The sequence below is a fragment of the Pseudomonas sp. B37(2017) genome (assembly GCF_002112885.1).
Lineage (GTDB): Bacteria > Pseudomonadota > Gammaproteobacteria > Pseudomonadales > Pseudomonadaceae > Aquipseudomonas > Aquipseudomonas paraglycinae.
The window spans coordinates 18,753-37,346 of the sequence record NZ_NEIX01000005.1 but is presented as its reverse complement, the minus strand read 5'-3'; the positions used below and the strand labels follow the sequence as shown (position 1 = coordinate 37,346).

The 18,594-nt window shown below is 62.0% G+C and carries 22 protein-coding genes; 9 read left to right on the top strand and 13 right to left on the bottom strand.

Annotation, left to right across the window (positions count from 1 at the left end; genetic code table 11):
- Nucleotides 1–13 precede the first annotated feature (13 nt).
- Nucleotides 14–685, bottom strand: coding sequence for a hypothetical protein (locus CAF90_RS14455; RefSeq protein WP_085607087.1), 672 nt, complete (start codon nucleotides 683–685; stop codon nucleotides 14–16).
- Nucleotides 686–982: 297 nt separating this feature from the next.
- On the opposite strand from CAF90_RS14455, the gene CAF90_RS14450 reads away from it, so the two are divergent.
- From CAF90_RS14450 to CAF90_RS14430, 5 genes are all read left to right on the top strand, one after another.
- Nucleotides 983–1,663, top strand: coding sequence for a response regulator (locus CAF90_RS14450; protein ID WP_085607085.1), 681 nt, complete (start codon nucleotides 983–985; stop codon nucleotides 1,661–1,663).
- Nucleotides 1,663–2,985 (top strand): ATP-binding protein, encoded by a 1,323-nt coding sequence (locus CAF90_RS14445; RefSeq protein ID WP_085607083.1) that lies wholly within the window; start codon nucleotides 1,663–1,665, stop codon nucleotides 2,983–2,985. The genes CAF90_RS14450 and CAF90_RS14445 overlap by 1 nt, the downstream gene beginning before the upstream one ends.
- Before the next feature lie 106 nt (nucleotides 2,986–3,091).
- Nucleotides 3,092–3,577 (top strand): GNAT family N-acetyltransferase, encoded by a 486-nt coding sequence (locus CAF90_RS14440; RefSeq protein WP_085607081.1) that lies wholly within the window; start codon nucleotides 3,092–3,094, stop codon nucleotides 3,575–3,577.
- 142 nt (nucleotides 3,578–3,719) lie between these two features.
- Nucleotides 3,720–5,132 (top strand): aspartate aminotransferase family protein, encoded by a 1,413-nt coding sequence (locus CAF90_RS14435; RefSeq protein ID WP_085607079.1) that lies wholly within the window; start codon nucleotides 3,720–3,722, stop codon nucleotides 5,130–5,132.
- 83 nt (nucleotides 5,133–5,215) lie between these two features.
- Nucleotides 5,216–5,440, top strand: coding sequence for an MbtH family protein (locus CAF90_RS14430; protein ID WP_007917715.1), 225 nt, complete (start codon nucleotides 5,216–5,218; stop codon nucleotides 5,438–5,440).
- Between the two features lie 193 nt (nucleotides 5,441–5,633).
- Here the strand turns inward: CAF90_RS14430 and CAF90_RS14425 are convergent, their stop codons facing one another.
- From CAF90_RS14425 to CAF90_RS14380, 10 genes are all read right to left on the bottom strand, one after another.
- Entirely contained in the window at nucleotides 5,634–6,533 is a 900-nt protein-coding gene (locus CAF90_RS14425; protein ID WP_085607078.1) for a metal ABC transporter solute-binding protein, Zn/Mn family, read from the bottom strand.
- Nucleotides 6,534–7,433 (bottom strand): metal ABC transporter permease, encoded by a 900-nt coding sequence (locus CAF90_RS14420; RefSeq protein ID WP_003226663.1) that lies wholly within the window; start codon nucleotides 7,431–7,433, stop codon nucleotides 6,534–6,536.
- Entirely contained in the window at nucleotides 7,433–8,176 is a 744-nt protein-coding gene (locus CAF90_RS14415) for a metal ABC transporter ATP-binding protein (RefSeq protein WP_085607076.1), read from the bottom strand. The genes CAF90_RS14420 and CAF90_RS14415 overlap by 1 nt, the downstream gene beginning before the upstream one ends.
- On the bottom strand, nucleotides 8,173–9,102 hold the full coding sequence (locus CAF90_RS14410; RefSeq protein WP_064598220.1) for a metal ABC transporter substrate-binding protein: 930 nt from the start codon (nucleotides 9,100–9,102) through the stop codon (nucleotides 8,173–8,175). Before CAF90_RS14410 ends, CAF90_RS14415 begins: the two co-directional genes overlap by 4 nt.
- Nucleotides 9,103–9,137: 35 nt before the next feature.
- Nucleotides 9,138–9,713, bottom strand: coding sequence for a DUF6162 family protein (locus CAF90_RS14405; protein ID WP_085607074.1), 576 nt, complete (start codon nucleotides 9,711–9,713; stop codon nucleotides 9,138–9,140).
- Nucleotides 9,710–10,051, bottom strand: coding sequence for a hypothetical protein (locus CAF90_RS14400; protein WP_007955813.1), 342 nt, complete (start codon nucleotides 10,049–10,051; stop codon nucleotides 9,710–9,712). The genes CAF90_RS14405 and CAF90_RS14400 overlap by 4 nt, the downstream gene beginning before the upstream one ends.
- Complete coding sequence (locus CAF90_RS14395) at nucleotides 10,048–10,590, bottom strand: thiamine pyrophosphate-binding protein (protein ID WP_085607072.1); 543 nt, start codon at nucleotides 10,588–10,590, stop codon at nucleotides 10,048–10,050. The genes CAF90_RS14400 and CAF90_RS14395 overlap by 4 nt, the downstream gene beginning before the upstream one ends.
- On the bottom strand, nucleotides 10,587–11,786 hold the full coding sequence (locus CAF90_RS14390) for a PepSY domain-containing protein (RefSeq protein WP_085607070.1): 1,200 nt from the start codon (nucleotides 11,784–11,786) through the stop codon (nucleotides 10,587–10,589). Before CAF90_RS14390 ends, CAF90_RS14395 begins: the two co-directional genes overlap by 4 nt.
- A gap of 254 nt (nucleotides 11,787–12,040) precedes the next feature.
- Entirely contained in the window at nucleotides 12,041–12,916 is an 876-nt protein-coding gene (locus CAF90_RS14385; protein ID WP_085607069.1) for an alpha/beta fold hydrolase, read from the bottom strand.
- Between the two features lie 141 nt (nucleotides 12,917–13,057).
- Nucleotides 13,058–13,516, bottom strand: coding sequence for a VOC family protein (locus tag CAF90_RS14380; RefSeq protein WP_085607067.1), 459 nt, complete (start codon nucleotides 13,514–13,516; stop codon nucleotides 13,058–13,060).
- A gap of 284 nt (nucleotides 13,517–13,800) precedes the next feature.
- Here CAF90_RS14380 and CAF90_RS14375 point away from each other — a divergent pair, with 284 nt between their 5' ends.
- The 3 genes from CAF90_RS14375 to CAF90_RS14365 all read left to right on the top strand — a co-directional run bounded on the left by CAF90_RS14375 (nucleotide 13,801) and on the right by CAF90_RS14365 (nucleotide 16,527).
- Entirely contained in the window at nucleotides 13,801–15,015 is a 1,215-nt protein-coding gene (locus tag CAF90_RS14375; RefSeq protein WP_085607065.1) for an SfnB family sulfur acquisition oxidoreductase, read from the top strand.
- A 2-nt stretch (nucleotides 15,016–15,017) separates the two neighbouring features.
- On the top strand, nucleotides 15,018–15,683 hold the full coding sequence (locus tag CAF90_RS14370; protein WP_007955819.1) for a methionine ABC transporter permease: 666 nt from the start codon (nucleotides 15,018–15,020) through the stop codon (nucleotides 15,681–15,683).
- 73 nt (nucleotides 15,684–15,756) lie between these two features.
- Entirely contained in the window at nucleotides 15,757–16,527 is a 771-nt protein-coding gene (locus CAF90_RS14365) for a MetQ/NlpA family ABC transporter substrate-binding protein (RefSeq protein ID WP_085607063.1), read from the top strand.
- A 36-nt stretch (nucleotides 16,528–16,563) separates the two neighbouring features.
- Here the strand turns inward: CAF90_RS14365 and soxR are convergent, their stop codons facing one another.
- Entirely contained in the window at nucleotides 16,564–17,022 is a 459-nt protein-coding gene (soxR, locus tag CAF90_RS14360) for a redox-sensitive transcriptional activator SoxR (protein WP_085607061.1), read from the bottom strand.
- 90 nt (nucleotides 17,023–17,112) lie between these two features.
- Between soxR and CAF90_RS14355 the strand changes: the two genes are divergently transcribed.
- Nucleotides 17,113–17,478: an antibiotic biosynthesis monooxygenase gene (locus CAF90_RS14355; RefSeq protein WP_007955823.1), complete on the top strand. Its 366-nt coding sequence runs from the start codon at nucleotides 17,113–17,115 to the stop codon at nucleotides 17,476–17,478.
- Here CAF90_RS14355 and CAF90_RS14350 read toward each other — a convergent pair.
- Nucleotides 17,475–18,578 (bottom strand): sigma-54-dependent Fis family transcriptional regulator, encoded by a 1,104-nt coding sequence (locus CAF90_RS14350; RefSeq protein ID WP_007955824.1) that lies wholly within the window; start codon nucleotides 18,576–18,578, stop codon nucleotides 17,475–17,477. The genes CAF90_RS14355 and CAF90_RS14350 overlap by 4 nt on opposite strands.
- Nucleotides 18,579–18,594 lie beyond the last annotated feature (16 nt).

Genomic DNA, 18,594 nt, shown 5'->3' with positions numbered 1-18,594 from the left:
ACGAATGAGGGAATCAGAGACCGCGGGTTAACCCGGCGAATGTGCCACTGACATTGCGCACACCTCCCTCGACTGCGCCTTTTTGCATATTGAAAACCACAAACTGGTCATTGGTCAGGAAGATGCACCAGAGATTATCGCTGAACGTCGGATCAATCTGCGCCGCAGTAACAAGGCGATCTTTATAAGGTGCAAGTCCGGGCAGTATTGCATTGGCTTGGTGATTGATTTTTTGCGTCACAGTGTGGAATGTCAGACGAGTTCCGTCATTCAACAGGAAAAGAAACTCGTACTTGTGTCCGATGGCTTCCAGCCAGGTGCCGGCAACGATTCTGTCGAAGTAAGGCAGGATCGGCGTCCAGAGAGAGTTGGATAGATCGTAAAAGGCATCAGCCTTGTCATTGTCCTGGTCATAGGCGCACACCCACGGGCGATCACCGTTGTAGAAGAACAACCAGGCAATGTCCTTGTCGCCTGCCCTTGTTTGCGTAAATCCGAAGCGCAGGTGCTTGGCATAGGCATCGAAACCTGGCCAGTTTCCCTTGATCGGTTTTGGATATTCGTTGGGTACTTTTTCATCGCCATTGTTGTAACGGGAGAATTGATCAGTATCTTTGAAGAAGAAGTAAATCCGGTCAGGGCCGGAGCGCCAGTCGATGGCGACGAAGTTGTTAAGTTTGGACATTTGATGTTTGCTTCTGAAGAATGACAGTTGTTTGATTTGATGTTTGTATATTTTGCAGTTGGAGGTTATATCGATAAATAGTGGTTGTGCACTGATTTAGTGATTGCTGTTTGTGACATTGGGGGGGCAAGTTGTTGCCTGTTAACTTGTTAGTTGTCGTTGCAGTAATTGGCGTTGAGAAAGACCTCGCCCGTGGTCGTATACGTCGGGATCGTGCTTTTCCTTGGCGCGGGCAGTGTCCATAATTGCCGCTTAATCCTCTCCTGCTTGAATCGCGTTTTTTCTCATGGAGCTCCCATGCACGTACTGGTTTGCGAAGACGATGAGTTGATCGCCAGCGGGATCGTCGCCGGGCTGACGGCGCAAGGCCTGACGGTCGAGCACGTCAACACCGCCTCCAAGGCGCGGGCGATCCTCAAGGTTGCCGAATTCGACGTGATGGTGCTCGATCTTGGCCTGCCGGACGAAGATGGCCTCAAACTGCTGCAGCAACTGCGCCAGCAGGGCCTGGAGATTCCGGTACTGATCCTTACCGCGCGGGACTCGGTCACCGACCGTGTCGACGGTTTGCAGTCCGGTGCCGACGACTACCTGCTCAAGCCGTTCGACCTGCGTGAATTGTTCGCCCGTCTGCAAACCCTGTTGCGCCGGGTAGCCGGGCGCAGCGTCAACCTGATCGAACACGGCGCGCTGACCTACGACCCGAGCAGTCGGGAAACCACGCTGGCGGGCCGTTCGGTCGACCTGTCCCGTCGCGAACAATCCCTACTGCAGGCCTTGCTGCACAACCGTGGCCGGGTGCTGTCCACCGAGCAGTTGAAGGACAGCGTCTACGGTTTCAACGATGAACTGGAGAGCAACGCACTCAACGTGCACATCCATCACCTGCGCAGCAAACTGGGTAAAGGCATCGTCGAAACCGTGCGCGGTCTGGGCTATCGCCTCGGCCCGGCCGATGGTGGAGAACCTGACAAGTGATGAGTCTGCGCCTGCGCCTGAGCCTGACCCTCGGCGCCGCGTTCGCGCTGATCTGGGCACTGGCGGCTGCCTGGATGCTCAGCGACTTGCGCAACCAGATGATGTTTTCCCTCGACCAGCGGCTGGTGGCGTCGGCGCGGATGGTCGCCGGGCTGCTGGAACAACTGCCGGCCATCCCGAGCAAAGGCGAAGGCACTCACTTCAGCGCCGAGCAACTGAACATTCCCGGCGGCATGGCCTGTCAGGTCAGTTCGCTGCGCGGGGAAATCCTCGCCCGCAGCCACAACAATCCGGAACAGGCGCTGGAAGCCCAGAAGATGGGCTTCCACGATCAGATGATCGATGGCGCGCCATGGCGCAGCTTCACCCTGGCCCGAGGCGATGTGCGAATCACCACCGCCGACCGGGTAATCGAGCGCGAAGCCCTGAACATGTCGATCCTGCTGGCGGCCTCGGTGCCGGTGGGCGTGGCGCTGCTCGGCTGCCTGTGCCTGTTGTGGCTGGGGATCGGGCAGGGCCTGGCGCCGCTCAATCGCTTGCGTGAAGCCTTGATGCGTCGCAACGCGGATTCGCTCGAGCCGTTGCAGTTGCAGTCTTTCCCCAGCGAGCTGAAACCGCTGCTCGAAACCCAGAATCAACTGTTCCAGCGCATCGGCAAGACCATCGAACGCGAACGTCGCCTGACCGGCGATGCTGCCCATGAATTGCGCAGCCCGCTGACGGCGATCAAGACCCACCTGCAAGTGGCGCGCATGACCGAAGGCAACGCCCGCGATCAGTCCCTGGCCCGGGCCGAGGAGGGCGCCGACCGTCTGCACCGGACCCTCGAACAATTGCTGTTGCTGGCCCGGGTCGAGGGCAGTCTGTCGTTCGACGACGGTGTGCAATGCAGTGCCGAACAGGTGGCGAAACTGGCGATTCAGGATTCGGCCAGCGACCAGCGCCAGCGGATCAGGCTGCACCTGCCTGAACACGTATCCGGTGCGCCCCTGCAAATGCCGGCAGTGCTGTCGATCGCAGCCTTGCGCAACCTGCTGGATAACGCCCTGCGTCATACCCCGACCGACGGCGCGGTGGAGCTGAGCCTGGAAACCACCGCCAATCGCGTGCGTTTCGTGGTGCGTGATCACGGGCCGGGCATTGCCCCGGACGATCTGCAACATCTGACCCAGCGCTTCTGGCGCAACGGCCAGAGCACCGGCTGCGGATTGGGGCTGGCGATTGTCCAGGCCATCGTTCAACGCTGCGCCTGCACCCTGCATTTCGACAGCCGCCCGGATGGTCTGCGGGTAGAGCTGACCATGCCGCTGCAACCGGTCTGACATTTGCCAGGCACATCAAATGTAACCTCTCTCCATTAGTCATCCGCCGGCCGCGACGTTATTGTCGCCCCAGCCTTTGACTCAATGGATTGAGGGAAACAGCGCCATGGAAGCACCCATCCACATCTGTCCCGCCACCTCCGCCGACGCCGGCCTCATCAGCCGGATTCTCGAACGCTCGATCCGCGTCGGTTGCGCGCTTGACCATCGCAACGATCCCCAATTGGTCGACCGCTGGGTTCGCCGACAATCGGCGGAACACATCAGCGGCTGGCTCGCTGATCCGCATCTCTATCTGAATATCGCGCTTCTTCACGATAAGCCGGTCGGGGTCGGCATGGCCGCAGCCAATGGCGAAATCACGTTCTGTCATGTGCAGCCGGAGTGGTTTCGCCGGGGCGCGGGCCGCGCGCTGATGGGCGATCTCGAGGGTTGGCTGCGGGTTCGTGGCCGGCCTTGCGTCATGCTCGCCAGCACGCGCACCGGCGAGGCGTTCTACCGGCGCCTGGGGTATCGCGAAGCGGCGTCTGCCTTCACGCATCACGGCGTTTTAAGCCTGCCGATGCACAAGCCGCTGGCATTGTCGGCCTGACATTCGATCAAGGGTGTAAATCCTCGACACGCTGGTGCGTTTCCAGAACAGGAAAACCAGCATGTGCGCCCCGCGACCGGAACGCGCACCTGCCCGGTGTGCAGTTTTGGTCACTATCCATAGCGTATTGAGGGGTCGAGAGATGTCAGTCGCCACCAGCCTTATCGAAGAAGCGTCGGCCCGGATCGCCTCCGCGCCGGCTGAAACGCTGTATCAGTTCAATGAATCGCCGTTGCTGGCCCGTCAGAGCCAGCAGGAATCCAATGCCCGCAGCTACCCGCGGCGCATTCCCCTGGCACTCAAACGTGCCAAAGGTCTGTACGTCGAAGACGTCGAAGGTCGTACCTTCATCGATTGCCTGGCCGGTGCTGGCACTCTGGCGCTGGGGCATAACCACCCGGTGGTGATCGAAGCGATCCAGCAGGTGCTGGCCGACGGGCTGCCACTGCATACCCTCGACCTGACCACACCGGTGAAAGATCAATTCGTTCAGGACCTGTTCGGTCTGCTGCCACCTGCGCTGTCCAAGGAAGCGAAAATCCAGTTCTGCGGCCCGACCGGCACCGACGCCGTGGAAGCTGCGCTGAAACTGGTGCGCACCGCCACCGGGCGCAGCACCGTGCTGTCGTTCTCCGGCGGTTACCACGGCATGAGCCAGGGGGCCTTGAGCCTGATGGGCAGCCTGGGGCCGAAAAAGCCGCTGGGTGCGCTGCTCAGCAACGGCGTGCAATTCATGCCGTTCCCGTACGACTACCGCTGCCCGTTCGGCCTCGGTGGCGCGGCGGGGGTGAAGGCTAATCTGAGCTACCTGGAAAACCTGCTCAATGATCCCGAGGCCGGCGTGCAATTGCCGGCAGCGGTGATCGTCGAAGCGGTGCAGGGTGAGGGCGGTGTGATCCCGGCGGACATCGAGTGGCTGCGTGGTCTGCGTCGTATCACCGAAAAGGCTGGCGTGGCACTGATCATCGACGAAATCCAGAGCGGCTTCGCCCGTACCGGCAAGATGTTTGCCTTCGAACACGCCGGCATCACTCCGGACGTGGTGGTGCTGTCCAAAGCCATCGGCGGCAGCCTGCCGCTGGCGGTGGTGGTCTATCGCGACTGGCTCGACACCTGGCAGCCGGGCGCCCACGCCGGTACGTTCCGTGGCAACCAGATGGCGATGGCCGCCGGCTCTGCCGTGATGCGTTACCTGGTCGAGCACAAAGTCTGCGAACACGCCGCTGCCATGGGCGAACGCCTGAGCGAGCACCTGCACATCCTGCAGCGTGATTTCCCGCAACTGGGCGACATTCGCGGACGTGGCCTGATGCTCGGTGTCGAGCTGGTCGATCCGAACGGCACGCCGGACGCACTCGGCCATCCACCGGCGTTTGCGCGTCTGGCGCCGCTGGTTCAGCGTGAATGCCTCAAGCGCGGGCTGATTCTGGAGCTGGGCGGGAGGCATGGTGCGGTGGTGCGATTCCTGCCGCCGCTGGTGATCACCGCCGCTGAAGTCGACCGCGTCGCCGAGATCTTCGGTCGAGCGTTGAGCGCTGCGACCGCCGGCCTGTAAATTTTTCGCCACGTCGAACGTTCTTTCTACATACCCGGCTGCACCCGTCGTGCAGCCCACCCTTACAGCGATGGAGACACAGCATGACGTCAGTATTCGACCGCGAGGACATCCTCTTTCAAGTCGTGGTCAACCACGAAGAGCAGTACTCGATCTGGCCGGACTACAAGGCCGTGCCGGAAGGCTGGCGCACCGTCGGCAAGAGTGGCCTGAAAAAGGAATGCCTGGCCTACATCGAAGAAGTCTGGACCGATATGCGCCCGCTGAGCCTGCGCCAGAAAATGGAAGCGCAAGCGGCTGCACAGTAAGTCTTCAGGCAAAAAGAAACCCGCTGGACTGGAAACAGTCAGCGGGTTTTTCATGTCCGAAAGATCGGCCTTGATGATCGTTCCCACGCTCTGCGTGGGAATGCCTCATTGGACGCTCCGCGTCCGCTTCGGAAGGGACGCGGAGCGTCCCGGGCTGCATTCCCACGCAGAGCGTGGGAACGATCACTTCTCCTCAGGCGCCGGCCAGGCCCTTGAGCAGCACATCCACATTGCCTTCCAGCTCTGCCACCGGATCCGCCGCATCGGTGCTGAGCACCAGCAGATGACTGCCCGATTCGGTAATCGCCGCTTTCACCGCGTCCGACGGCTGTCGATGGTGCAGCACCACTGCCACGTCATTGTCTTTCAGGGTGGCGGTGAGTTTTTTCAGATCTTCCGGCGTCCACTCGGCATCCGGTCGCGCGTCCTGACCGATCAATTCCAGATTCAGGCTGCCGATCAGGTAACCGAAGTGATCGCTCAGGCTCATTACGCTCAGGTTGTCGGCACTGGCCAGACGCGCCTCGCTGTCGGCACTGAGTTTCAGCAGGCGCTGCTTCAGTGCCGCCAGATTGGCCTCGATTTTCGGTTTGTCCTTCGGCGCCAGGCGCACCAGGTCCGCCGCCATCACGTCGGCCATGCGCCCCATGTTGTTGCTCGCCAACCACGGCTGGCTGTTCAAACCGTCGACCTTGAGCCCCGGTTGCACGGCAATGCCGGGCAGGGCGCCGTCCACCGGGCGGGCAGCGTCGACTTCGACGATGCGGATGTTGCTGCGGCGGGCGATCGGGTACAGCGGATCGTCGGTCCATAGCGAGCGTACGCCGATCACCGCATCGGCGCCGGTGGCCAGTTTGCTCAGCGCCGGGGCGCCGCGCCCGGTGAAGTAGGCGGTCTGGCGACTGCCCGGCAGATTCGCCGGCGCCGCGCGCTCGAGGCTGATGTCAGTGCCCTTGAGCAGGACTTCGCCCAGACCATAAGTGATGGGCAACGAGGCCAGCACCCGCAGCGGTTTCTCGGCAGCCAGCAGAGGGCTGGAAACCGCGCCGCTGAGGGCGATGGCCAGGGTCAGTTGTCGCAATGAAAAAGCCATTTATCCAAGGTTCCCTTTCAGACTGGGGACGACGCCCCGGGCAATCGCGGCGAGGGCGAAGGCGATACCGGCGACCAGAATGATCGCGGCGCCGGACGGAATCGGCAGGTCGAACACGATCGGCGCGAGAATCCCGCACAGCGTACTGACCGTGGCAATCAGCACTGAACACCAGAAAAAGCCTTTGAGCGACTGGCTGAGCAGACGCGCTGCCGCCGCCGGAATCACCAGCAGCGCACCGACCAGAATCGCGCCGATGACTTTTACTGCGGCGACGGTGATCAGCGTCACCAGAATCACGAACAGGTAATCCAGGGTTTTCACCGCGACGCCGCGCACCGCTGCCAGTTGCGGATTGAAGCTGGCCAGCATGATGCGGTTGTACAGCGGCAGGGCCAGCGCCATGACTAGCGAGCCGACTATCGCCAGTACCAGCAGATCGTTACCGTTGACCGTCAGCACCGAGCCGAACAACACGTTTTCCAGAATGTGCACGTTGATCTTTCCCGCCAGAATCAGCAGCAGGCTGGCGCCCAAAGCGAGAGACACCGACAGGAACACGCCAATCAATGTGTCGGGTGCCAGGCCGGTGCGGTTGCGCAGGTAGTTGAGCAAAATGCCGAACAACAGGCAGTAGCCGAACAGGCTGCCGTACGGGCCGGTGTAGGGTTCGCCGAGCAGAATGCCGATGGCCACGCCGGTCAACGCCGCGTGACCCACCGCCTCTGAGAAAAACGCGAAGCGCTTGACCACCACCAGCGTGCCGAGGCCACCGAGCACCGGGCCGATCAGCAGACCGGCCAGCAGCGCATTGACCACAAACCCGTAGGCCAGGGCTTCCGGCAAGTAACCGGAGGAGGCCCAGCCTTGCACCATCAAACGAAAGGCTTCGTAACTCATCAGGCAGCGCTCCGTGGATGGGTCGAGAACAGGGTCAGCAGGCGTTCCGGGGTCAGGGCCTGTTGCGGCGAGGCGTCGAACAGCACGCGGCGGTTGAGGCCGGTGACGCGATTGGCCAGTCGCCCGACCGCTTCCAGATCGTGCTCGATCCACAGCACCGTGATGCCCGCCGCACGCCAGTCGCCGAGCAGGCGTTCGAACACCTGGATCCCGGCTTCGTCGAGGGCCGACATCGGTTCATCCAGCACCAGCAATTGCGGCGCTGGAATCAGTCCCTGAGCAAGCAGTACCCGCTGGCGTTCGCCACCGGACAGCGCACCCATCCGGCGCTTGCGCTTGTCCTGCATGCCGACTCGCTCCAGCGCATCACCGATGGCGCCGGCGTAGCGTTTGCTCAAGCCGAGGAAGGCCGGGCGACGCTGACACATGGCGGCCATGAAATCATCGACGGTCATCGGCAGACCCCGATCGAACTCCAGCGCCTGCGGCACGTAACCGATGGTGCCGGGTTCGCCGGGCCATTGCAGGCTGAGCCGGCCCTGATGGGGCATCTGCCCGAGCAGGGTTTTGATCAGCGAGCTCTTGCCGCCGCCGTTGGGGCCGACCAGCGCGTGCACGCTGCCGGGCTGCACCTGGAAGGTGACTTTGTCGAGGATCGTCGTGCGGCCGAGGGTCAGGCTGACGTCCGCGAAATCCAGGGTCGGGCCGTTATGGGTGATTGAGAGGTTTTCCTGAGCCGTCATGCGCCGGACTCCTGAATCGCCCGAACCACGGTGTTGAGGTTGCCGGTCATTTCCTTTTCGTACTTGTCGGCGGTGTATTCGCCGTAGGAAATGTGCGACAGCGGGTACAGCTTCACACCGGACTCACGCTGGATGGTTTCGACGTAGGTGGACGGGAAATCCATCTCGGAGAAGATCACTTTCACGTCCAGCTCGCGCAGTTGGTCGATGGTTTTCTTCAACTGGCTCGGACTCGGCTCGATGCCGTGGGCCGGCTCGACCACGGCGGTGACTTCCAGACCGAATTCGCGCAGCAGGTAGTCATAGGCGGCGTGCACCGTGGCCACTCGCAGTTCGGCGTTCGGCGCCTGGGTCAGTTTGGCCAGGGCGTCGGCGCGCATCTGCCGCAGGCGTTTGCCATAGGCGCGGGCGTTCTGGGTGTAGGTCTTGGCATTGTCCGGGTCGAGCTTGCCCAGTTCCCGGGCGATGTTGTTGACCTGGGCAATCGAGGCGCTGATCGACAGGAACGTGTGTGGGTTCACCACTTTGCCGGCACCGCGCGCGGCAACCCCGGTGGCGGCCAGCAACGGCACGTTTTCGTTGGCTTCGATGGTCTTGATGTTCGGCGTTTCGCTGGCGGCGATCATGCGGTCGGCGAAGTCGTCATGACCGACGCCGTTGAGCACGATCACGTCCAGCCCGCTGATACGCTTGATGTCTTCGGCGCGCGGCTCGTAGGCGTGCGGGTTGAAGCCGGCGGGAATCAGCGGCACGACCTCGGCCTTGTCGCCGACGATGTTCGCCACATAACTGTAATACGGATGCAGGGTAATGCCGATGCGCAGGCGTTTGGCCTGATCGGCGCTGGCCAGCGGGCTCAGCAGGCAGGCGCACAGGCCGATCAGCAGCAGGCGCAGGAAAGGACGGCGTTGAGATGAACTAGGCATGGGCAAGCGGTCTTCTCTCGAATGAAGGCGAGGGTTCAATGACGATGTTCGCGGGTCACCCCGGCATCGAATTGCGCGACGATCTGTTTCCAGCCGGCGGCGGACAGCGCTGCGTCGGACAGGTCTGCCGGCGCTTGCAGGTCGGTGGCGCGGTTGAGCCAGATGTCCGGCGCGGCGTCATCGGCTGCGTTCAGGCGCATCAGAAACGAACCGGCCACGGCCGGTGCCTGGCTGTGGCCGAAGTAGGCGCGGTCGGCCAGCAACTGCCAGGCATGACCACCACGACTCACGGAACTGGCGTCCTGGGCGAACGGCGCGAAACCTTCATCCGCCAGGTTCTGCGGGGTTGGCAGCTTTTGCTGTTCTTCGCGCAGCAGGTGGATTTCGTCGAGGGTTACTCGCAGGTCGGCGTAGATGCCTTGCTCGCTGGCGCCGAGGTCGCGACGGGCATCGAGCTGATGGCTGGAAACCGGTTCGGGTTCGTGGGACACCCCGCGCCACGCCACCACGGAACCGGCGACCGCGAGGATCAACAGGCACATCAACAGCACATTGAGGGTTTCGTGCCCGGCACCGGCCGGGCGTACAACCTGGGTAGTCGGCGTGGTCATGGGGCTTCGATATCCGCTTGGTCGATTTCGACCACGTGACCGGGACCTGCGTCGAACAGCACGTAGAACTCGGCGCCGGGTTTCTTGAACGTCAGGGTCGAATCGGCGCCGAGCTTGCCCGGCACGAGGATAGTTTCGTCGTAGCCGATCACATCGAGGGTCACCCCCGGTGCGCCGCTACCGTCGGAGAAGCCGCCGGTGCATTTGATCTGCTCGGCGTCGATGGCCTTGCACTCGCACATCGGGTTGTGGGCCAGGGCGCTGGCGCTGAAACCGGCACACAGCACCAGCATCAGGCTGCTCAGGCGCAGGCGGGAAAAGCGTCGGGCGAGAGTCATGGTTTGGCTCCTTGTTTGTTCAGCCAGGCGATGGTGGCGGGGGAGGCCTGGCTCAGGGGGATCGAGGCCTGATGCATGCTGCCGTCCCAGCCTTCCATGGTGATCCACAGTTCGGCGTCGGTTCGGGTCTTTTCCGGAATCGGCAACTGGGTGCCCATGCGATACGGCGTGCCGAAGAAGATCACCCCGGCGGCGCGCAGGCTTCGCGGTTTGCCGATGCGCAGGTAGGTGGCCTTGACCTGATCGATGCAGGCATCACACAACGCGACATTGAAGCTTTTCATGTGGCCGGCAGGCCCGGCGGGGCGGGGCGCCTCGTCACGGAATTCGGCCATGCGCAGGCTCCAGGGGCCGACCTGGACTTCTCCGACTTCGCGTTCGCCCAGGCCAGTGTCGCCGCGAAACAGAGACTGGTCCGCAAAGTACCGGGGCATGAAGCCCAGCGGGATCAACAGCAGCAACACGTTGATGTGGAAGCGCCACTTGTGCCAGAACAGGCTCAGGCGTGAAGGACGGTTTGCAACGTTGGACTGGCTCACGGGTTGACCTCCGACGGTTCACGGTTCAGGGCCGGTTGCGCCTTGACGCGTTGCTTCTTGTGCTCGCGCTTGAGGGCGTTGGCGGTGGCCAATGCGGTGCGTTTGGTCCAGATCAGCAGTCCGCTGAGCACCATCATGCTCAGCAACAGCCCGAAGAAGAACCAGATCAACTTGATCCACAACCCGCCGAAGTCACCGGTGTGCAACGGCCGCATGGATTCGGTGACGAACTCCAGCGAAGTCCGGTCGGACAGCAGGCGCGAGGCAGCGATTTCGCCGTTGTACGGATTGATCGTCGCGCGCTGATACATCAACGGATACCAGCCGCGCCCCCCGATATCGAGGTGGCTGTAGGCGTTGCCCGGCAGGCTGACATAGCTGGTTTCCAGCCCGGGGATTTTCTGCTGGGCGATCTCGATCGCGCGATCGAGGCTGATCTGCGGGGCCGGCGAACCGTCCGCCGAGAGGGGCACGCTCTCACGGGACATGGCCGGAATCACCGGTTCGCTCGAGATGGAAATGTGGTTGTCGGCCAGCAGCGCCTGAATCAGGAACCAGGTGCCGGTAATCGAAATCACCGCAATGAACCAGATCGACCAGATGCCGCTGAGGCGGTGGAAATCGCCCCAGAAAATCCGCGCGCCGTGGCGAAATCGCAAGGTCGGGCTGAAAAAGCCTTTCCAGAAGCGCTTGTACACCACCAGCCCGGTCACCAGCGAGGCGAGCATGGGCAGGCCGAGGATCGACACCAGGTACCAGCCCCAGCTGTAGCCATTGGTGAAGGGCACCAGCCACCAGCCATGCAGGGCGCGGGTGAAACCTTTGAAATTGAACGCCGGGGCTTCGCCCTGAATGACGCCCGTGTACGGGTTGACGTAGACCGTCAGCGAGCGCCCGTCGGGGTAGCTCACGCGGACATCGAGGGCAAAGTGCGATTCATCGGGGCGGTCGATCTCTTGCACGACCGTTTGCGGCTCGGCTTTCTTGATGGCTGCGATGATCTGGTCGTAGCTGAGCAGCGGCGCATCGTCCGACGGCGCGCTGGCGCGCATCTGCGGGTTGGCCAGCCAGACGATTTCCTGGCTGACCACCGCCAGGGTGCCGGTGACGCAGACGATCAGCACGAAAAACCAGATCGGCAACGCCAGCCAGCTGTGTACCAGGAACCACAGTTTCGAGCGGGATTTCTTCGACATGATGACAAGTCTTGATTCAGAGTGAGGGGGCGGTACTACGGGCTTCGCAGCACGGGGTTCCCCTGAAAGGCCGGTCGTGGCTTTTGCCTACGCGACCAGCCCGCATCTCTATAAGACGGATGACCGAAGCAAATCCCGATAAACGATATGAAAGTAAATGTTTCGCGATTGCATGTTGCTGTCGCGTGGGCAGATTTCTGCGGGGGAGGCGAAGCAGTCCGACGGCACATGCCGTCGGATTGAAGGAGGGGGAATCAGCGGAGAAAGTCGAGCACTTCGTTGAGCAACAACTCAGGGACTTCTTCGGCGAGGTAATGCCCGGCAGGCAAAGCCTCGCCCCGTACGTCGGTGGCAACCTGTTGCCATTCCTTGAGCGGATCGAAGCAGCGACCGACCGTGCCCTCGGCGCCCCACAGCACCAGCAGCGGCAGGTTCAGGTGACGACCGGCCGCGAGATCGGCGCGATCATGTTCCAGGTCGATGCCGGCACTGGCGCGGTAGTCCTCGCAGATCCCCCGAGCACTGCCGGGACGTTCCAGGCAACGCCGGTATTCGCTGAAGGCCTCGTCGGTGAAGGGCGCGAGCCCGGCGCTGCGGCTGCCCATGACACTGCGCAGGTAACCTTCGGGATCGGCTTCGATCAGGGTTTCCGGCAACGGCGCCGGGCGGATCAGGAAGAACCAGTGCCAGTAGGCCCGGGCGAAGGCTTCATTGGTCTGGCTGTACATCGCCAGCGTCGGCGCGATGTCGAGCAGAACCATGCGCTGTACGACGGCGGGATGATCGAGCGCCAGGCGATGGGCGACCCGCGCGCCACGGTCATGGGCAAGGATCGAGAACTGCGTGAAGCCCAGCGCTTTCATCAATTCCACGCCGTCGCGGGCCATTTCGCGTTTGGAATAGTTGGTGTGCCGCTCATCGGCCGGCGGTCGGCTGCTGTCGCCATAACCGCGCAGGTCGGCGGCGATCACCGTGAAGTGCTCCGCCAGTTGTTCGGCGATCTTGTGCCAGATGACGTGGGTCTGCGGGTGCCCGTGCAACAGCAGCAGGCCCGGGCCGCTGCCTTTGAGGCGGTAGCTGATGTCCACACCGTTGACGTGGCGCTGGTCTTTGACGAATCCGGCAAACATCGGGTGATCCTTTATTCAGGCGAGTGGCCTGCATCCTGAAATCGCCGGGCGTTCATGACAAGACGTGAAGCGTGGTTCGACGGTTCATGAATCGTGTTCGCCCATCCCCGCGCGCTGCGCGGGAATGGACACTCGGCGTTGCTAACCCTGCTGAAACATCTCCTTCGCCCGCTGCTCGATCTGCTCTTGTGTCAGATCCTCCTTGCGCGTGGCGAGGAACCACAGATGCCCATACGGATCTTTCAACGTCCCGCTGCGGTCGCCGTAGAACTGATCCTTGACCTCTGATACCGAGGTAGCGCCGGCATCCAGTGCGCGCTGAAAAGATTTGTCGACATCGGTCACGTACAGATGCAAACCGACCGAAACGGCTTTGTCCGGATTGCTCAACGGCCCTTGATCGCACGGCGAGCCGAGCATGATCGCGCTGTCACCGATGCGCAGTTCGGCGTGGCCGATGCCGCCGTCGGGCATGCTCAGGCGCATGACTTCGGTGGCACCGAACGCCTTCTTATAGAAGTCGATGGCTTCGGCAGCTTTGTGAATGCCGAGGTACGGGGTAATGCTGTGATACCCCTCGGGAATGGGTTTGACGCTCATGGCGGTACTCCCTGTTATTTGTTGCCTGGTTTTTATTAGAGGTTGAAGGTGTGCCTTCGCCGGGGTTGCCGGTCGCTCAACTATAGATCCGTACCATCGCCCTGAACGACTACCCGACGAGCAGCCACCGCACTGTTCAGCCATCGACAGTGAAGCAACAGAATGCGCGGGTTTTTCATCGTCAGATACCCTGAAAATCCGCTGTAACCCCCGAAAGACAAGGCCTGTCGGTCAGGCACAGAAGCTGCAATGACCCGGTACAACACCGATACCGAGAGTCATCCATGTCTGAATCTGCCGTTTATCCGATCAACCCGCCGGCCGCCCACCGGATCGCCGACGACGTTGAAGCCTTGCGCGTGGCCGCGCAGGTCGCCGCCGTCTTGCAGGAACACGCCGCCGAGCGTGACCGCAGCCGCGAAGTGCCCGCCGAGATCGTCGATCTGTATTCCAACAGTGGCCTGTGGGGCATCACCGTGCCGAAGGAATACGGCGGCGCGCAGGTGTCCTGTGCGGTGCTGGCGCAGGTGATTGCGATCATTTCCGCCGCCGATCCGTCGCTCGGGCAGATCCCGCAAAACCATTACTGCCTGCTCGAAGACATCCGCCTGCAAGGCACCCCGGCGCAGCAGGCGCATTTCTTTGAGCTGGCGCTGCAAGGTCATCGTTTCGCCAACGCGCTGTCGGAAACCGGCGGCAAGAATGTGCAGGACATTCAGGCGACCCTCCGCCGTTATGGCGACGGTTTCGTGATCAACGGTCGCAAGGGCTACTGCACCGGTTCGCTCTACGCCCACTGGCTGGCGGTGCTGGCGCTGGATGAAGAACAGAAGGGCCAGCTGGCCTTTGTCGAGCGCGGCACGAAAGGGCTGGTGATCGTTGATGATTGGGACAGCATCGGCCAGCGCACTACCTCCAGCGGCACGGTGCTGGCGGAAAATCTGCAAGTGGCGCCATTCAATCTGTTTCCGACGTACCGTTCCTACGAGAACCCGACCCTGGCCGGGCCGTTCGCCCAGTTGACCACCGCCGCCATCGACGCCGGCATCGCCCGGGCAGCCTTGCGCGATACCGTGGAATTTGTCCGCCAGTTCGCCCGACCGTGGATCGATGCGGGTGTGGAAAAGGCCAGTGAAGATCCGCTGACGATCATTCAGATCGGCGCGCTGGAAATCCGCCTGGAAGCCGCCGAAGCCTTGCTCGAACGCGCGGGTTGGGCGCTCGACGCTGCACGTCCGGCACCGGATGAAGACAACGTCGCGCTGGCGTCCCTGGCCGTGGCCAAGGCCAAAGTGCTGACCACCGAAATCGCCATCGAGGCCAGCAACAAGCTGTTCGAACTCGGCGGTACCCGCTCGACCCTGAAGAAGCACAACTTCGACCGCCACTGGCGCAACGCTCGGGTCCATACCCTGCATGACCCAGTGCGCTGGAAATACCACGTGGTCGGCAACTGGCTGCTCAACGGGGTCAAACCACCGCGCCACGACTGGTCCTGATCATGGCCGAATGGTTCAAACACATTTACTGGGCCGACATCGCTCAGGCCTGTCTCGACACCCTGAGCATGCTCGGCGCGGCGCTGCTGTTCACGGTGTTGCTGGGCTTGCCGCTGGGGTTGCTGCTGTTCCTCACCGGCAAGCGCCAGTTGCATGAAACCGTCGGCCTGTACCGGGTGCTGTCGGTGATCGTGAACATGCTGCGTTCGCTGCCGTTCATCATTTTGCTGATCGTGCTGATTCCTCTGACCACGTTGCTGGTGGGCACCTCGCTGGGCGTGCCCGGAACGATTCCGCCGCTGGTGGTCGGTTGCACACCGTTCTTTGCGCGACTGGTGGAAACCGCATTGCGCGAAGTCGATCGCGGCGTGGTCGAGGCGACCCAGGCGATGGGCGCCAACACCTGGCAGATCATCCGCCACACCCTGTTGCCGGAAGCCCGCGGCGGGTTGCTGGCGGCAGTCACGGTCACCGCCATCGTGCTGGTGGATTACACGGCGATGGCCGGCGTGATTGGTGGCGGCGGGCTCGGTGATCTGGCGATCCGCTACGGCTATCAGCGCTTTCAGACTGACGTGATGGTGGTCACCGTGGTGTTGCTGCTGATTCTGGTGCAGGCCCTGCAAATGACCGGCGACCGTCTGGTGGCGCACTACAGCCGACGCTGACAAAACAAGTTCAACCCATAAAGGCCCCACGTTCACCCCACGACGGCCACTCAAATCTGCCTTGGAGCACAGCATGAAAAAGACCCTGGCCGTACTGGCTGCCGTTCTGTCGTTTGGCGCCCATGCCAACGAAAAACTGATCGTCGGTGCCACCCCGGTGCCGCACGCGGAAATCCTCGAGTTCGTCAAACCGACCCTGGCCAGGGAAGGTGTGGATCTGGACATCAAGGTCTTTACCGACTTCATCCAGCCCAACCAGCAACTGGCGCTGAAAAACCTCGACGCCAACTATTACCAGTACCGGCCGTTTCTCGATGATTTCAACAAGACTCGCCATACCGATCTGGTGCCGGTGGTCGGCGTGCACATCGAACCGTTCGGTGCTTACTCGACCAAGATCAAGAACATCTCGGAGCTGAAGGACGGCGCCAGCGTGTCGATCCCCAACGACCCGGTGAACACCGGTCGCGCCTTGGTGCTGTTGCACGAGGCGGGGCTGATCAAGCTCAAGGATCCGAGCAACACCCTGGCCACCCAGCGCGACATCGTCGAAAACCCCAAGCACCTGAAAATCCGTGAACTGGAGGGCGCGTTGCTGGCTCGTTCGGTGAGTCAGGTGGACCTGGCGTTCGTGTTCGCCAACTACGCGCTGGAAGCCGGGATCGACACCAACAGCGCGCTGATCGTCGAGAAGGGCAAGAGTCTATACATCGAGTTTCTGGTCGCACGTCCCGACAACATCAACGACCCGGGCCTGCAGAAACTGGCCAAGGCGTTGAATTCCGATGAAGTGCGTCAGTTCATTCTGACCCGCTACAAAGGGCAGATTGCGCCGGGCTTCTGATGGATCGAATTGGGGGTTCCCATGGCATGGGAACCCTCACTTGGGTACGTCGAGAAAGTGCGCCCCCGGCCCTTGCTCGCCCAGCACATCGCCCTGATTGCGCAGCGGGCAGGCTTCCATCGACAGGCATCCGCAGCCGATGCAACCGGTCAGTCGATCCCGCAGCAGCATCAACTGATTGATCCGCTCGTCCAGCTCCCGCCGCCACTGCTCCGACAACACTTTCCAGTCCGCCGCCGTTGGTGCGCGGTTGTCCGGTAGCTGTTTCAACGCCTCGCCGATTTCTGCCAGCGGAATGCCCAGGCGTTGCGCCACCTTGATCAGCGCCACCCGCCGCAGTACTTCCCGTGGATAACGCCGCTGGTTGCCGGCATTGCGCTGGCTCTTGATCAACCCTTTGGATTCATAAAAGTGCAGGGCGGTGACCGCCACACCGCTGCGGGCCGCGACTTCGCCGACGGTCAATTGCTTGTGCACATTTTCCGCAGTGACCATTTGCAAATTGCCCCTTGACCTCTAGTTAACTCGAGGTTTTACCCTGCAGGCCTTCGAATCGCAAGATTCGTCTGACAGAGTGGGGATGTCATGCAAGCACCAGCGAAAAACCGCAGCTTTACCCAATTGATCGAATTTGAAATCGAACCCGGCCAGCAACCGGCGCTGGTCTCGGCGCTGGCGGTGCAGACTGAACGTCTGGCCCAGCGTTACGCCGGTTTCGTCAGCGCCAGCGTCCAGGCCAGCGACGATGGCCGGCGAGTGTTGAGCTTTCTGCAATGGCAGTCCCGCGAGGCGGGGGAGGCGGCGTTCCAGAGTTTCGAAACCGGCGAGCAGGATTTCTGGCAACTGATCCGCACCCATCAGGCGCGCACCGTGACCTTCGGTTCATTCCAGGTGCTGAGCAGCATCGCCCGCAGTCATGACGACGGCTTGCACTGCCAACTGGTTGGCTAGATCGACAGCTGGATCAAGCGCTCGCCTTGCAGGTTTTCCGTGGGTCGCCGCTTGTTCACCGCCAGTTCGCCGATCTTGATCAGCCGCGTGCGGGTGACGTTGCGGCTCAGGCCGAGCAGGGACGCAGTGTGCACCTGGTTGTAATGGCAGAAGCGATAAGCCGCGCGCAGCAACGCGTCTTCGACTTTTTCATGCAGGGCGCCGGCCTGTTGCTCGAAGAGTTTCTGGAAGGCGCGTTCCAGCAGCGCTTCCGGTGAGTCGTCGGCGGTCGCGTGCTGATCGTCCGGACGGTCGATGCGCAGGTTCGACAGGCGCAGATCGTCGCGTTCGATCACGCCGTTACGGCAGATCAACAGCGTGTGATGGATGACGTTTTCCAGTTCGCGGATGTTGCCCGGCCAACTGTAGCCGCGCAGCTTGTGCTCGGCGCCGGGGCTGATGGTGATGCGTCCGTAGCCCAGGCGCTGACTGTAGGCCTCGATGAAATGCCGGGTCAGCGGCAGGATGTCGCCGGGCCGATCGCGCAACGGGCTCAGCTCCAGATTGACCACGTTCAGCCGGTAATACAGATCCTCGCGGAAATGCCCGGCGTTGATGGCTTTCTCCAGTTGCACGTTGGTCGCCGCCAGCACTCGCACATCGATGGGAATGCTCTTGCGCGAACCCAGGCGCACCACTTCACGCTCCTGCAACACCCGCAGCAATTTGACCTGAATGGCCATCGGCAGATCGCCGATTTCATCAAGGAACAAGGTGCCGCCATCCGCCTCTTCAAACCATCCGGCCTTGGCGCTGAGGGCGCCGGTGAAGGCGCCTTTTTCATGGCCGAACAGTTCGGCTTCCACCAGCGATTCGGAAAACGCCCCGCAGTTCACCGCAATGAACGGCCGGTTGCGCCGGTTGCTCAGGTTGTGGATGTGCCGCGCTACCAACTCTTTGCCGGTGCCGGTTTCGCCGATGATCAGCACGCTGGCTTCGCTCGGCGCGACCTGTTGCAGATGCGCGAGCAGGGCCTGGGATTTCGGGTCTTCGAACACCTGGGCAGTGGCGCGAATCGAAGTGGCCAGGGCGGGTGAGGGCGGCAGGGTCAGCAGTTGCATGGGTCTCGCTCCACGA